General features: G+C 73.8%; 13 protein-coding genes. 8 read left to right on the top strand and 5 right to left on the bottom strand.

Annotated features, from left to right (window positions below; translation table 11 throughout):
- Positions 1-46 precede the first annotated feature (46 nt).
- From J5Y04_RS06150 to J5Y04_RS06120, 7 genes are all read left to right on the top strand, one after another.
- Complete coding sequence (locus tag J5Y04_RS06150; RefSeq protein ID WP_209410803.1) at positions 47-259, top strand: hypothetical protein; 213 nt, start codon at positions 47-49, stop codon at positions 257-259.
- 132 nt (positions 260-391) lie between these two features.
- A complete protein-coding gene (locus J5Y04_RS06145) occupies positions 392-3,307 on the top strand; it encodes an AAA family ATPase (protein ID WP_209410802.1) in 2,916 nt (971 codons plus the stop codon).
- A 213-nt stretch (positions 3,308-3,520) separates the two neighbouring features.
- Positions 3,521-3,646, top strand: a complete 126-nt coding sequence (locus J5Y04_RS06140; protein WP_194235744.1) for a class III lanthipeptide — start codon at positions 3,521-3,523, stop codon at positions 3,644-3,646.
- A 112-nt stretch (positions 3,647-3,758) separates the two neighbouring features.
- The gene (locus tag J5Y04_RS06135; protein ID WP_209410801.1) at positions 3,759-3,884 is read left to right on the top strand and encodes a class III lanthipeptide; all 126 of its coding nucleotides are present in this window, start codon (positions 3,759-3,761) and stop codon (positions 3,882-3,884) included.
- Between the two features lie 93 nt (positions 3,885-3,977).
- Complete coding sequence (locus tag J5Y04_RS06130; RefSeq protein WP_209410800.1) at positions 3,978-4,103, top strand: class III lanthipeptide; 126 nt, start codon at positions 3,978-3,980, stop codon at positions 4,101-4,103.
- Between the two features lie 103 nt (positions 4,104-4,206).
- Positions 4,207-6,894, top strand: a complete 2,688-nt coding sequence (gene lanKC, locus J5Y04_RS06125) for a class III lanthionine synthetase LanKC (RefSeq protein ID WP_209410799.1) — start codon at positions 4,207-4,209, stop codon at positions 6,892-6,894.
- A complete protein-coding gene (locus tag J5Y04_RS06120) occupies positions 6,891-8,447 on the top strand; it encodes an ABC transporter ATP-binding protein/permease (RefSeq protein ID WP_209410798.1) in 1,557 nt (518 codons plus the stop codon). The genes lanKC and J5Y04_RS06120 overlap by 4 nt, the downstream gene beginning before the upstream one ends.
- 198 nt (positions 8,448-8,645) lie before the next feature.
- On the opposite strand, the gene J5Y04_RS06115 is transcribed toward J5Y04_RS06120, so the two are convergent.
- Together J5Y04_RS06115 and J5Y04_RS06110 are read right to left on the bottom strand one after the other, a co-directional pair.
- A complete protein-coding gene (locus J5Y04_RS06115) occupies positions 8,646-10,172 on the bottom strand; it encodes an FAD-binding protein (protein WP_209410797.1) in 1,527 nt (508 codons plus the stop codon).
- 212 nt (positions 10,173-10,384) lie between these two features.
- A complete protein-coding gene (locus J5Y04_RS06110; protein ID WP_209410796.1) occupies positions 10,385-10,954 on the bottom strand; it encodes a PadR family transcriptional regulator in 570 nt (189 codons plus the stop codon).
- Positions 10,955-11,073: 119 nt separating this feature from the next.
- Between J5Y04_RS06110 and J5Y04_RS06105 the strand changes: the two genes are divergently transcribed.
- On the top strand, positions 11,074-11,994 hold the full coding sequence (locus J5Y04_RS06105) for an alpha/beta hydrolase (RefSeq protein WP_245204364.1): 921 nt from the start codon (positions 11,074-11,076) through the stop codon (positions 11,992-11,994).
- Between the two features lie 74 nt (positions 11,995-12,068).
- Here the strand turns inward: J5Y04_RS06105 and J5Y04_RS06100 are convergent, their stop codons facing one another.
- The 3 genes from J5Y04_RS06100 to J5Y04_RS06090 form a co-directional block, all read right to left on the bottom strand.
- A complete protein-coding gene (locus J5Y04_RS06100; protein WP_209410794.1) occupies positions 12,069-12,278 on the bottom strand; it encodes a hypothetical protein in 210 nt (69 codons plus the stop codon).
- Between the two features lie 110 nt (positions 12,279-12,388).
- Complete coding sequence (locus J5Y04_RS06095) at positions 12,389-13,372, bottom strand: aldo/keto reductase (protein WP_209410793.1); 984 nt, start codon at positions 13,370-13,372, stop codon at positions 12,389-12,391.
- Between the two features lie 266 nt (positions 13,373-13,638).
- On the bottom strand, positions 13,639-13,950 hold the full coding sequence (locus J5Y04_RS06090; protein WP_245204363.1) for a hypothetical protein: 312 nt from the start codon (positions 13,948-13,950) through the stop codon (positions 13,639-13,641).

The raw sequence follows: 13,950 nt of genomic DNA, 5'->3' as shown, positions 1-13,950 counted from the left end.
TCAGCGGCGCCAAGGCCCTGACGCTCGAGAAAGGATCAGACAACCCATGCAGACCCTCGACGTGATCCCCGTGCCGGAGTCGCCGCAGCAGCTGGAGGAGGGCACCGACGCACACCCGGTCGGCGAGATCAGGCTGTGGACCACCGGAGCCCTCGCCCGGCGGGCGAACGCCCTGTCGGGTGGCGAAGCCCTGGCGTTGTCGCACGACCCGTGGGAGACCATGACCTGGACCTGCCGGTACGCCGGCGAGGACGTGTGACCGTACCCCGAGAGCTCCTCGGGACTCCCTCGGGACGCCAGGGCGGCGTCCCGAGGGCACCTCACCCCGCCACCCCGGCGGCGCCCGTCCGACGCCCTTCCGGATCATGATCAGCTCGATTAGCCTGCGGCCATGCTTACCAGGTCACCGGCCCTCGTCGGGCGGAAGAACGAAAGCGCGCTGCTCGAACGGATACTGAGGACCCTTCAGGAAAACTCCGGACACGCGGTGTTCGTCTCGGGGGAGGCCGGGATCGGCAAGTCCCGGCTGGCCGAGGAGTGCGCCCGGCAGGCCGCCGACCTGGGCCTGCCGGTGCTGCGCGGCCGGGGCAGCCCGAGCGGGGCCGGTACGCCCTTCCGTCCGCTGATGGAGGCGCTGGGCTCCGGCCTGCGCCGGACCGGCCCGCCGCAGGACCCGGAGCTGGTGCCGTACCGGCCGGCACTGGCCCGGGTGGTCCCCGAGTGGCGGACGGCCGACGCCCTCGGCCAGCCGGACTGCGTGATCGAGCTCGCCGAGGCGCTTCTGCGCCTGCTCGCCGTGCTCGGCCGGGACGCGGGCTGCGTGCTGGTGCTGGAGGACCTGCACGACGCGGACTCCGAGACGCTGGCCGTGGTGGAGTACCTGGTGGACAACGTCGCGGGCCTGCCGGTGCTGCTGCTGTCCACGCTGCGGCCGGAGGCCGGGGCCGCGTTCGACCTGCTCCAGGCCGCCGAGCGGCGCCGGGCGGCGTCCGTGTTCGCGCTCGGGCCGCTCGGTGAGCCGGACGTACGGGACCTCGCCGCCGGCTGCCTCGGCGTTCCGGCCGACGGGGTGCCGGCCGAAGTGGCCGACCGGCTGGCGGAGGTCGGCGGCGGGAACCCGTACCTGGTGGAGGAGCTGCTGGCCGAGATGGCCGGCAACGGCTCGCTGCGCCGGGACGGGGCGGGCTGGCGGGTGGCGGGAGACCTCGCCGCGACCGTCCCGGCCAGCGTGGTGCGCACCTACGCGGGCCGGGCCGGGCGGCTGGACCCGCCGGCGCGGGAACTCGTCGTGCTGGCGGCGCTGCTCGGCCCCCGGTTCTCGGCCGGCACCGTCCAGTTGATCACCGGGCACGACGACCGCCGGATGTTCGCCGAGTTGAGAGCACTGGTGGAGGCGGAACTCGTCGTCCCCGACCGCACCGTGCCGGACGGCTACGCGTTCCGCCACGCCCTGATCGGCGAGGCGCTGCTGGCCGGCGTCCCCGCCGTGGAACGCGCCGCCGTCGCGAGACGGGCCGCCACCACGCTCCAGCAGACGCCACAGCCCGCACCCGACCCCGTCGACGACCGATGTCACCTCGCCGCCCGCCTGCTGGAGACCGCCGGGGACGACGGAGCCGCCGCCCGGCTGTACGCCGAGGCCGGACGCCAGGCCCTGGCCGGTGGCACCTCGGGCGTGGCCGTCCGGCTGCTGGAACGCGGGCACCAGCTCGCCGCCCCCGCCGACCGCGCCGACATCACCGAGGCCCTGGTGAACGCCCTCGCCGAAGCCGGCCGGCTGGACCGCGCCCTGGAGCTGCTGGGTGCCCTCCCGACCGCCGGCGCCGCCGCACTGGACACCGACCGCAGGATCGTCCTGCACACCCGCCTGGCCTGGGCGGCGCTGATGGGCGAGCGCAGCGGCGAGGGCGCCGAACAGCTGGCGGCGGCGCAGGCCCTCCTCGGTGACCGCGGCGCGCCCGCCCACACCGCCGCCCTCGCGGTGGTCCGGGGCCACCTGGCCCTGCTCCCGGGACAGGAGGAGCACCTGGCGGACGCCGAGTGGGGGGCGCTGACGGCGGCCGAGTACGCCCAGCGGGCCGAGCAGCCGGTACTGGCCTGCCAGGCCTGGCAGTTGCTCGCCATGCTGGCGCGCGAGCGCGGCTTCGACGAGGCCGACGGATACCTGGCCCGGATGCTCGAGGTCTCCGAGGCCCACGCCCTGCCCAACTGGCGGTTCGAGGCCCTGATCCGCCTCGGCGCCAACTCCTTCATGCGCAACGGCGACGCCCGGACGCTGGAGGAGGCGCTGACGGCGGCGCAGGAGCTCGGTTCCATCACGCGCGCCCAGCGCACCGAGGGGCTGCTGGCCATGTACGCGGTGCTCACCGGCGATCCGGAACGCGCCCGGGAGATCATCGACCGCTGCCTCGACGTCACCGCGCGGATGCGCAACCTCGCCACCCACCGCTACCTGCTGCTGACCGCGGCCACCCAGGCCGCCCACCAGGGCCGCCGCCGCGAGATGGAGACCACCCTCCAGGCCTTCGACCAGGCGGGCGGCGGCCGGTCCTTCCTGGTACCGGTGATGCTCGGCCTGTGCCGGGCGGTCTGCGCCCTCCTGGAGGAGGACCGGACGCAGGCCGAGGCCGAGTTGGCCGCCGCCGCGGACTGGGAACGCGACCACCCGAACGTCTTCTACCTGGCCGGACGGTACGGCCTGCGTCCGCTGCTCGACGTCCTCGCGGGCCGGACCGACCGGGCCGGGTTCGCCGCCGTGTCGGCCGCGCCGGCGGCCGCCCTCGCCTGGAACCGGCAGTTCCTGCTGGCGGCCGACGCCGTCCTGCTGGGCCGCGAGGGCAGGGCGGACGAGGCCGTCCGGGCCGTGACGGCCCTGCGGGCCCACGAGGAGATCTTCCCGACGGGCGGCCGGCTCGCCCTGCGCCTGGTCGCGGAGGCCGCGCTGGAGGACGGCTGGGGCGATCCGGTGGCCTGGCTGCGCGCCGCCGAGGACTACTTCCACGACCTGGACGTCCCCGCGGTGGCGGGCGCCTGCCGGAGCCTGCTGCGCCGCACCGGCGCCAGCGTCGCGCAGCGCCGTGCCGGCCGGGACCGGATCCCGGCCGGTCTGCGCGCCCAGGGCGTGACGATCCGTGAGTACGAGGTGTTCGGGCAGATGGCCGAGCGGGTCGGCAACCAGGAGATCGCCCGCCGGCTCGTCATCTCCCCCCGAACGGTGGAGAAGCACCTCGCGAGCCTGCTCCGCAAGACCGGTCTGCCGGACCGCGCGGCGCTCCACCGGCTGGCCGCGGAGCTCGGCGAGGCCTGATCCGCCCCCCTCCGGACGGGCCCGCCCCGCCGGCCCGTCCGCGGGGGGAGGGCGCGCCGAAAACATGGGGGAGTGCACGGGAAAACATGGGGCTCGATCCCGCATGTACCGGATCTGCGGCTGCTGTTGACTGGGCCATGCCGATCGGCCGGTAACCCGTCCCAGCTCAACGAGCGCGTCCTCGCGCTCTCGACCCCAGAGGAGTTGATCCGGATGAGCGTGCTCAAGCTCCAGAACCTGCAGCCGGTCATGACCCCGGCCAAGACCGCCGTGCTCAGCCTGAGCAGCAGCGGCAGCGACTGCTGCAAGGAGCCGACCAAGCCGCCCGTCAAGGACTGACGCGGCGGGGCCCGTGCGGGGTTCAGCCGTTCCCCGCACGGGCCCCGGTAGCTCCCGTCCACCTCATGAGCGCCCTCGTGCGCGCTCCCGATCATCGGGGGAGGTGATCCGGATGAGCGTACTCAAGCTCCAGAACCTCAAGCCGCGGCTGACGCCGACCGCGGCCGGCGTGTGCAGCCTGACCAGCAGCGCCAGCGACTGCTGCAAGGAGCCGACCAAGCCGCCCGTCAAGGACTGACCCGACGGGCGGACCAAGCGGAGGTCCGGGTGCATCTCCGCCCGCCGCCCGTCGTTCCCGCACTTCCCACGGACCACTGAGGAGTTGATCCCCGTGAGCGTTCTCAAGCTCCAGAACCTGCAGCCGGTCATGACCCCGGCCAGGACCGCCGTGCTCAGCCTGAGCAGCAGCTCCAGCGACTGCTGCAAGGAGCCGACCAAGCCGCCGGTCAAGGACTGACCCGACGGCGGCCCGTGCGGGGACCGGGCACCCCGCACGGGCCGTTCCCGGCTCACCCGCCGTCCTCCCGGCGGCACCCCCGAACGACCACACAGAGGCGGACATGCGCGACGAACGATGGGTCCACCGATTCCTTTACGCGTGGAACGACACACTGTTCTTCGACCCACTCGATGTCTACTACGAGCCGAGGCCCGACCACTTCCTCGCGACGCTGGACGAGCGGCACCGGGCGCGCTTCGTCCGCAGCGGGATCTGGTGGAGCCACCGGCACAACCCGGACCTGCCGGCCCAGGGCTGGAAGATCCACGTGTCGGCGAGCCGGCACAACGTGCGAGAGGTCGCCGCCTCCGTGGTCGCCTACCTGACCGGGAAGCAGATCGACTTCAAGATCGCCCTCGATCTCAACATCTTCGAGATGCTCAACTCCAAGGGCATGACCCGGGGCAGTGGCGGCAAGCTCGTCACGGTCTACCCGCGCGACGACGACGAGTTCCGGTCCTGCCTGGCCGATCTCGCCCGCCTGCTGGACGGCTCCGAGGGCGCGTACGTGCTCTCCGACCTGCGCTACCGGGACTCCAAGTCGCTCTACTTCCGGTACGGCCAGTTCCTCGCCACCCACACCCTCGACATCCTGGGCCGGCGGCTGCCGCGGATCGCCGGACCGGACGGCGAGGTCGCCGACGACCGGCGCCCCGGGTTCGCCCAGCCGTCCTGGCAGCCCTGGCCGTTCACCGACTGGAAGCCCGAGGAGGACGGCGACGACGAGGACCTGCTCGGCGGCCGCTTCCGGGTGACCGGAGCCATCCAGTTCTCCAACTCCGGCGGGGTCTACACCGCCGAGGACACCGCGCGCGGCGACCGGAAGGTGATCCTCAAGGAGGCCCGCCCGCACACCAACCCCAACCCGCGCCAGGACCACGACGCCGTGGACATCCTCGCCCGGGAGTGGACCTTCCTGAACCGGCTGGCCGACGCCGGCTGCTTCCCGGCCCCGATCGTCACCTTCAGCCACTGGGAGCACCACTTCATCGCCGAGGAGTACGTCGAGGGCACCGACATCCGCTCGGTCCTGCTCGAACGCAACCCGCTCGCCCGGCCGGTGATCACCGCCGAGGGGTCGCGGGAGTTCCTGCGGATCTTCCTCGCCGTCTTCCGCGGACTCGCGCGCGCCGTCCTGGCCGCGCACGAGCGCAACGTGATCCTCGGCGACCTGTCCGCCTCGAACCTGCTCGTCGACCCCGACACCTTCGAGGTCACCGTCATCGACCTGGAGTCGTGCAGGCTGGCCGGGCCCGAAGGGGCGGACGGGCACCTGGAGAAGCCGGTCGAGCTCTACACGCCCGGGTTCAGCCACTCCCGGAGCCACTCCGGCGCACCCGTACCGGAGGACGACCTCCACGCCCTGGCCAACACCATGGCCTACTTCATCTTCCCGATCGCCGCGATGTCCTTCCTGCGCCCGGAGGTGCTCGGCCTCTACCGGGTCTTCACCGACGGCCTGGGCTGGCCGGCGCGGATCCACGAGCTGCTGGTGGACCTGTCGCACGCGCGGGTCACGCTCGCCGAGGTCCTCGAACTCCTGGAGCACGAGGAGAGCGCGCTGGTCGGTGAGGTCCGGCCCGCACCGCCACGGCCGGTCGTCGAGTCGACGCTCGGGCTGGCCGAGGTCGGGGCCGGCGTCGCGGCCTTCGTCGAGGCCGCCGCCGACACCGACCGCGCCACCCTCTTCCCGGTGGACCCGTTCGCGCACGTCACCAACCCGCTGAGCCTCGGCTTCGGGGCGAGCGGCGTCCTGTGGGCGCTGAACGCCTCCGGCATCCCGGTCCGGCCCGCCTGGCGCCACTGGCTGCAGGACGGGCTGGCCGACATCGACGTGGCCCAGTACCCGGACGGCCTCATGAACGGCCTGGCCGGCATCGCCTGGGCCGCCGACTCGCTCGGACTCCGCAACCACGCCCGGGAGCTGTTGGCACACGCCAACCGGCGCGCCCCGGAGATCGGCGACCACACCTTCTACTACGGCCTCGCCGGCCTCGGCATGACGAACCTGCACTTCTACCTGCGCAGCCACGCCGAACGCGACCTCGCCGCGGCCAGGGAGTGCGCGCGGGCGCTGTGCGACTCCGCGAAGCAGGACGGCCGGCACGTCTACTGGCTGAACGAGTTCTCCGCCGACGGGCCGCTGACCGGCCTGGGCTTCGGCCAGGCGGGCACCGCCCTGTTCCTGCTGCGGATGTTCCAGGTCACCGGCGACGAACGCTGCCTGCGGCTCGGACGCGGCGCGCTGGCCTGGGAGATGGACCACGCCGAACCCCTCGGCGACGACGACGGCCTGGTCATGTTCAACTTCGGCGGCACCATGGAGCCGTACGTCGAGGTGGGTTCGGCGGGCGTCGCCCAAGTACTGCTGCGCTACGGCGAGCTGGACGACGCGCGGACCGTCCTGCGCGCGGTGGACGTCGCCCAGTCGGTGCTGCCCGGCTACGGGTTCGGCATGTCCGGGATCGCCGACGCCATGCTGGACGCCGCCGCGATCACCGGCGACACCTCCTACCGGGACACCGCCCTGCGACAGCTCGACTTCGTCCGGAAGGTGTTCCTGTTCGAGCCCGACGAGCGCTTCGGGATCCCGCGGCGCGACGGCGTGGCGCCCCTGGGCGTACCCGGCGAGGGGCTGCTGCGCTGCTCCACCGACTACCTGACCGGATCGGCCGGCGTGCTGCGGGTCCTGCACCGCGTGAACCACGGCGGCACGGCCGACTTCCTGCTGGACGAGGTGTCGCGGTGAAGGAACTCTGGCGCCTCCTGCACGGACACCGGGCCCGCTTCGGGGGGATCGCGGCCGCCGTCATGGTCACCGGCGGGGCCGAGGCCGTCCTGCACCCGCTGCTGCTCAAGGCGCTGTTCGACCAGGCGATCCTGGCCGGGAACTTCCGCCGGTTCCTCCTGCTCGGCGCCGGCTACCTGGTGCTCGGCCTCGTTCTCAACCTCGGGGGCTACTGGATCGGCTGCTGGCGCAAGCGCTTCGAGAACGCGCTCGTGCTCGAACTCGAACTGGAGCTGCTGGACCGCGCGCTCGGCCAGGACAGCCGACGGCTGTCCGAGGCGGGAAACGCCTCCTACGTCAGCCGGGTGCACAACGACGTGTACGAGGGCGTCCTGCCCGCCATCGCCATCGCCATCCGCATCGCCAAGCAGGCGGTGTCGTCCATCGCCTTCGTCGGGGTGCTGCTCTACCTGTCCTGGCAGGCCAGTCTCATCCTGCTCGTCATCGTGCCGCCGTTGGTGGTCGTGAGCAACGCCATCGCCAAGCGGATCGAGGACAACACCGAGCCCGAACGCGACGCGGAGGCCGGGTACATCAACCGGCTGAGCCGCACCCTGGAGGCCTTCCACGCGCTGAGAGGCCTGCCGAAGCTGCTGCCCGGCACCCGGGAGGTGAACCGTCAGGCGCTGGACGGCTACCTCGGCATCACCTTCGTCAACTACCGGCTGGCCCAGAAGCAGAACACCCTGAGCGACCTGGTGATGAACCTGTCGGACACCGCTTCGATGGTGATCGGGGCCTACTTCGTCTTCGCCGGCCGGATGTCCTTCGGCAGCTTCCTCGCCTTCGTGAACTCGCTCTGGCGGGCCGTCACCGGGATCTTCGAGCTCATCAACATGATCCCGCAGGCCCGCCGGAGCACCGCGGTGCTCAAGCGGATCCAGACCCTGCGCGGCTCCCGCACGACCCCGTACCACGACGAGGACCCGGCCGCCCTGGTCCACGGCGCCCGGGTCCGCTACGGCGACGACGTCACCCTGGCGATCGACGACTTCGACCTGCGCGCCGGCGAACACCTCCTGCTCCGGGGCCCCAACGGCTGCGGCAAGACCACGCTGCTCCACATCCTCTCGGGCACGCTCGCCCCGGACGCCGGCCTGGTCGCACTGCCGCCCCGGGTGGCGAGCCTGACCGCCCCGGTGAACCTGCCCCCGCTGCCGGTGCGCGCACTGGTCGCCGACGAGCGGCTGCGCACCTCGATGGGCCTCAACGCCCTGGCCGACCAGCTCCCCTCGGAGCTGTCCTCCGGCCAGCGCCAGAGGGTCGGGGTGGCCGCCCTCCTGTGCGAGGACGCCGACCTCTACCTCGTCGACGAGCCCTTCGCCAACCTCGACGAGAACGGCCGGGAACTGGTGCTCCGCACCCTCAAGGAACGCACCACCGGCCGTGGCCTCCTCGTCGTCCACCACGGCGACGAGCACCTCGACGCCCACTTCGACCGCGTCATCACCCTCTCCGCCACCCCCGCCACCCCCGCCACTCACGCCACCCACGCCACCCCCGCCCGGACCTGACCCGCGGGACCCGTCCGCGGGCGCGAGGAGCGGATCTCTGCCGAGATCCGCTCCTCGCGTGCTACCAGGTGAGGCGCGGCCGTCCCGCGGGCTCGGGGCTCGGGGGCGGAAGGGCCCGAGCGGCGGAAGGGCCCGAGCCCCGAGCCGGGCGGACGGGCGGACCCCCGGGCGGAGCCGTCCACACCCTCACGCTCGCGGTCAGGCGTGGATGCCCTGGCCCGGGGTCAGGATGCCCGCCGGGTCGTAGCGGCGCTTGGCGGCCACCGCGTCGGCCCAGCGGGTGCCGTAGTGGCGCCGCCAGTCGGTGCGGGTCATGTCCGGGATCGCGCCGATGATGTACCGCTTGCCGCCGAGTGCCACGGCCCGGTCGTAGAGCCGTCGGTTGCGGCGGAGGGCGGCGGCGTGGTCGGTGCCGGGGGTGGGGAAGGAGAGCAGGTCGAAGTGCCAGCCGACGGGCTCGGCCGGCATCACGGCCATCGGGCGGGTGAACCGGTCGGTCCGGAAGGGGTAGAAGAGCAGCAGCCCGGCGCCCAGGTCCTCGGGCGTCAGCAGCGCCTCCGCCTCGCGCACGAACGTCTCGGTGGTCGAGGCGGGCAGGAAGAGGCTCATCCACGGCTTCGGCTGGCCCCAGAGTCCGGCCGCCTTGAGGTAGTCGGCGAAGCCGTCCACCCGGAACGCGTACTCGCGCGCGGTCTGGTCCACCACGGTGGTCTCGGCGGGGTTGCAGCGCAGTCCGCGCAGCAGGGCCTCGCGGTCGGGTGCGGCGGTGCCGTCGTAGTGGGCGACGAGCTCCGCCTTGTAGCGCCAGCCGGTGCCGGCGGCGTTGCGGGCGACGTCGCCGACCTGGAGGTCGAAGCGCTGCTCGGTCATCAGCCGCTCCTGGTCCGCCAGGTAGAGTCCCAGGTCGTCGTAGAACAGGTTGAACACCAGCGCCCGTTCGCGGGCCCGGACCAGGCGCAGGGTGGCGCGGACGATGATCCCGGCCTGGCCGCCGCCGGCCAGCACCGCCTCGAACAGCTCCCGGTCGGCGGTGGGGGAGGCGGTGACCAGCTGCCCGGTCCCGGTGACCACGTCGACCGACTCGACGGTGTCCGCCTGGAGCCCGAACCGCTGCACGGCGCCGCCGATCCCGCCCACGCTCAGCGTCCCGCCGACGGACAGGTGCAGATAGTCCGTCAGACAGGGCGGCATCCACCCCTGGGCGAGCGCGGCGTCGGTCAGCTGCGCCCAGGTGACGCCGGCCTCCACCACGGCCCGGCCGGGGGTGATGGCGACGATCCGGTCCAGGCCGCGGGCGTCGACGGCGATACCGCCGGGCGCGGTGGCCTGCCCGTAGCTGGAGTGCGACTCCAGCTCGGCGGCCGTGCCGGTGCCGCTCTGGCCGTTCATCGCGACGGGGATGCGGTGCCGCCGGGCGAAGCCCACGACCGCGGCGACGTCGTTCACCGACCCGGGGCGCAGGACGGCCCTGGGCGCGGCGGTGACCAGGTGCCCGAAGTCGCCCCCGAAGCGGGCGAGCGTGCCGGGATCGACGACGACGCTGCCGTCCAGCCGTGGCAGCGCGGCGAAGGCGCCGGCCTCCTCGGCGCCCCCGGCCCCCTCGACCCCCTCGGCGGTCCGCTCGGAGGGGGCGACCGCCCAGGAACGCCCGGCGGTGTTCCACCCGATGACCGTGGCCGCCGCCCCCACGAGCAGGCCGCGACGTGGCAGGGCTGACTTGCTCATTACAGATGTCTCCGATCAATCGTCATATTTGCAGTGTTGTACCGCAGTCGGCGCGTACACACGCAATCGCCCCGCCCCCGGACCGGTTCGAGGGCGGGGTGGGGCGGGGCGGTTCCGGGGGCGGGGCGCGGCGGTCCAGGGGCGCGGAGGTGCGGCGCGGGTCGTGGCCGAGTGAAGCGGTGCCGTGCTGCGGACAACCGTGATCGGCCCGGCTACGGGCTCCCGGGCTCCGGCCCCGGCTCGCCGGTCCCTTCCGGGTCGGCCGCCAGCGCCTCCCAGAACGCGACATAGCCCTGCTCGTGTGCGATGCCGAGTGTCAGGAGCCGGGTGCGGGCCGTGGTGTCCGGGGCGTGCGGGTCGAGCCGGGCGCGGAGCTCCCGGTACTCGTCGCGCCACCGTCGGTGCTGCGCCGCCTGCGCCGAGGCCAGCTCGGCCACCTGTCCGGGTGCGCCCAGGTCCGCGAACGTCAGCTTGAGCAGCGCGGGGTTCCGGGTTTCCGGCTCGGGTGTCGTCGGATCGGCGAGCCACTCGCGCAGGGCCTCGTGTCCGGCGCCGGTCAGGTGGAAGACGCGGCGTCGGCGGCCGTGCTCCTCGGCGTCCTCGCGCAGCAGGCCCAGTTCGGCCAGGCGCGGCGGGTCGCGGTAGAGCTGGGCGTGGGGGACGGGCCAGTAGGTGCCGACGGAGGACTCGACCTTGGACTTGAGGTCGTAGGGCGTCATCGGACCGTGTCTGGCGATGAGGCCGAGCACCACCAGTTGGGAGGGTGTCAGATCCTTCGTCATGGTCCTCGTCCTCGTTCCCGCTCACTCGTTCCCGCTCGCTCGGTTTCATTGACACCGTATCACTGGGACTGTTAGCTTCCGCGCCTCGACGGTATCAATGAGACGATGTGGAGTTGCCCATGCGCCTGCACCCCGAGATAGCCCGGGTCCTGGACCGTGTACCGCCCTTCGACCCGCTGGCCGACCCGGCGGCGACCCGGGCGTACGTGCGTGCCCTGCTGGCGGGAGCCCGCCCCGTCGAGGACCCTCGGATCACCGTCGGACCGCTCACCGTCCCCGGGCCGGCCGGCGATCTCGACGTCCGGATCTACCGGCCCACGGCCCAGGGCACGGCCCCGCGCCCCTGCGTGCTGTACTTCCACGGCGGCGCCTTCATCTCCGGCGACCTCGACACCGGCGACGCCAACTGCCGCGACATCTGCCTGGCCGCCGGGGCCGTGGTCGTCTCCGTCGACTACCGGCCGGCCCCCGAGCACCCCTACCCGGCCGCCTTCGACGACTGCTACGCCGCCCTGTGCTGGACGGCGGAGAACGCCGACGCCCTCGGCGTGGACCCCGCCCGCCTGGCCGTCGCCGGCCGCTCGGCCGGCGGTGCGCTCGCCGCAGCCGTCGCGCTCGCCGCCCGGGACCGCCGCGGACCCGCCCTCGCCTTCCAGCTCCTGCTCGTCCCTGCCCTCGACGACCGCTGCGACCACCCCTCCATCGACGAGTGCACCGACAGCCGGATCGTCGACGGCCGGGTCGCCCGCGGCATGTGGGAGCTGTACCTCGGCTCCGCCGCCGCCGACCAGTACGCGGCCCCGGCCCGTGCACAGGACCTCGCCGGCCTGCCCCCGGCCTACGTCGAGATCTGCCAGGCCGACGCCCTCCGCGACGAGGCGATGGAGTACGGACGGCGGCTCATGACCGCCGGCGTCCACACCGAGCTGCACGTCGTACCAGGAGCGTTCCACCTGTTCGAGGGCTACGCCCCCGACAGCCGACTGGCCCGCCGCGCCCTCGCGAACTGGACATCGGCCCTCACGCACGCCCTGGCCTGAACCGACCCGCTGGGGCCTGCCCTGCCGGGTCTCCTCTGGTGCGCCCGGGTCGGTGCCCGGGAGGCCGGCCGCGCTCAGTCGTCGGGCGGCGCCTCCCCCCACACGATGCGCTGGACCGCGGCGGCGGAGATCCAGGTCTCCGCCTCGCCGTGGCCGGTACAGACCCTCACCCAGCGGCCGGTGACGCGGACGTCGCCGGCGACGTGCGCCGCCGCCGTGTCCGCCCCCGCCACCTGGCCCGGACGACAGTGCACCACCGCGGGAACCCACTGCTTGCTACCCATGCCCACCAGCGTGGGCGAGGACCGGGCGGGCCACCATCCGGCGGGCCCAACGGCGGGCCCAACGGTGGGTCCAGCGGTGGGTCACACCGCGGCGGTACCGGGGCTCGTGGTCACCAGCGGTCGTGCACGAGCGGCCGGATGCGCTCGTCGTACAGCTCGCGGATCGCCGCCAGGGTGGCGTCCGGGAGCGGCGGCAGGCCCGCGGCGGCCGCGTTCGCGCGGGCCTGCCCGGTGTCGCGGGCGCCGGGGATGACGGTGGTGACGCCCGGCTGCTGGATGATCCAGCGCAGCGCCGTCTGGGCCGACGTGGCACCCTCGGGGCTGAGCGCGGCGAACGCGGCGGCGGCCTCGACACCCGTCGCGAAGTCCACCCCGGAGAAGGTCTCGCCCTGGTCGAAGGCTTCGCCGTGCCGGTTGTAGGTGCGGTGGTCGTCCGCGGCGAACATGGTCCGCGCGGTGTACCGGCCCGAGAGCAGCCCGGACGCCAGCGGTACCCGGGCCAGGATGCCCACCCCGGCCGCGGCCGCCGCCGGAAGCACCTGCTCCAGCGGCTTCAGCCGGAACGCGTTGAGGATGATCTGCACGCTGGCGACACCCGGCCGGGCGATCGCCGTCAGCGCCTCCGCGCACGTCTCCACGCTGACCCCGTACGCGGCGATGCGCTGATCGGCGACCAGGGTGTCGAGCGCGTCGAAGACCTCGTCGGTGGAGTACACCGGCGTCGGCGGGCAGTGCAGCTGCACCAGGTCGAGCCGCTCGACGCCCAGGTTGTCCCGCGAACGGTCGGCCCAGGCGCGGAAGTTGTCGAGCCGGTAGTGCTCCGGCCGCTGCTCCACCCGCCGGCCGAACTTGGTGGCGACGAACACCTCCGCATCCGGACGCCCCTTCAGGTACCGGCCGATCAGCCGCTCGCTGCGCCCGTCGCCGTAGACGTCGGCGGTGTCGAAGAGGGTGACGCCGGCCTCGACGGAGGCGTCCAGTACCGCCAGGGCGTCCTCCTCGCGGACGTCACCCCAGTCGGCGCCGAGCTGCCAGGTGCCGAGTCCCACCACCGAGACGGGCCGACCGGTGCGGCCCAGTACGCGCTGTTCCATGGGCCGACGATCTCACGGCGCGGCCCGGCGGGCCCCCCGGCGGGCGCCGATCCGGGTGCCCCGGGCGACACGGAGCCGGCCCCACGCGCCCCGCTCGGCGGAGCAGGGCGCGCGGGGCCGTGCCCGGCTGTCGGCACCGGCCGGATCGCGGCCCTGCCGAGGTGTCGCCGGCCCGACGAGGCTCGGGCTCGTCGGGCCGGATGACGGCCCCGCCCCGCCCCGCCCCGCCCCGCCCCGGGCCGGGCCGGGGGCGGGGCGGAGCCGGGTCACAGTGCCCGGCGGGCCGCCAGCGCCCGGGCGAGCACCTTCGCCCGGAACGGGTTCCGCGGCTCCAACGCCTCCGCCACCGCGACCGCCTCGTCCAGCAACGCCCGCCGGGCGTCGGGCAGTTCACGCACCGCCGGGGAGCCGGCCGCCTCGACCAGCACGTAGGCCAGCTTGGACCCGTACACCTCGGGCGCGACCGTGGTCAGCAGCCGGTACACCGACAGCGCGTTCGGCCCGCGCAGCACCCGCCGGTCGGTGGTGAGCAGCAGCATCCGGGCCCGCAGCACCGCGTCCTGGTTCACACCGTTCAT

Source organism: Kitasatospora sp. RG8, assembly GCF_017813315.1.
GTDB lineage: Bacteria > Actinomycetota > Actinomycetes > Streptomycetales > Streptomycetaceae > Kitasatospora.
This window is presented reverse-complemented; position numbering and strand designations above follow the sequence as displayed.

What these genes read in the sequence shown, in the direction of transcription:
- J5Y04_RS06150 (WP_209410803.1), top strand. Translation starts at nt 47, where the DNA reads ATGCAGACCCTCGACGTGATCCCCGTGCCGGAGTCGCCGCAGCAGCTG.
- J5Y04_RS06100 (WP_209410794.1), bottom strand. Translation starts at nt 12,278, where the DNA reads ATGGGTAGCAAGCAGTGGGTTCCCGCGGTGGTGCACTGTCGTCCGGGC.
- J5Y04_RS06095 (WP_209410793.1), bottom strand. Translation starts at nt 13,372, where the DNA reads ATGGAACAGCGCGTACTGGGCCGCACCGGTCGGCCCGTCTCGGTGGTG.
- J5Y04_RS06115 (WP_209410797.1), bottom strand. Translation starts at nt 10,172, where the DNA reads ATGAGCAAGTCAGCCCTGCCACGTCGCGGCCTGCTCGTGGGGGCGGCG.
- J5Y04_RS06105 (WP_245204364.1), top strand. Translation starts at nt 11,074, where the DNA reads ATGCGCCTGCACCCCGAGATAGCCCGGGTCCTGGACCGTGTACCGCCC.
- J5Y04_RS06090 (WP_245204363.1), bottom strand. Translation starts at nt 13,950, where the DNA reads ATGAACGGTGTGAACCAGGACGCGGTGCTGCGGGCCCGGATGCTGCTG.
- J5Y04_RS06145 (WP_209410802.1), top strand. Translation starts at nt 392, where the DNA reads ATGCTTACCAGGTCACCGGCCCTCGTCGGGCGGAAGAACGAAAGCGCG.
- lanKC (WP_209410799.1), top strand. Translation starts at nt 4,207, where the DNA reads ATGCGCGACGAACGATGGGTCCACCGATTCCTTTACGCGTGGAACGAC.
- J5Y04_RS06135 (WP_209410801.1), top strand. Translation starts at nt 3,759, where the DNA reads ATGAGCGTACTCAAGCTCCAGAACCTCAAGCCGCGGCTGACGCCGACC.
- J5Y04_RS06140 (WP_194235744.1), top strand. Translation starts at nt 3,521, where the DNA reads ATGAGCGTGCTCAAGCTCCAGAACCTGCAGCCGGTCATGACCCCGGCC.
- J5Y04_RS06110 (WP_209410796.1), bottom strand. Translation starts at nt 10,954, where the DNA reads ATGACGAAGGATCTGACACCCTCCCAACTGGTGGTGCTCGGCCTCATC.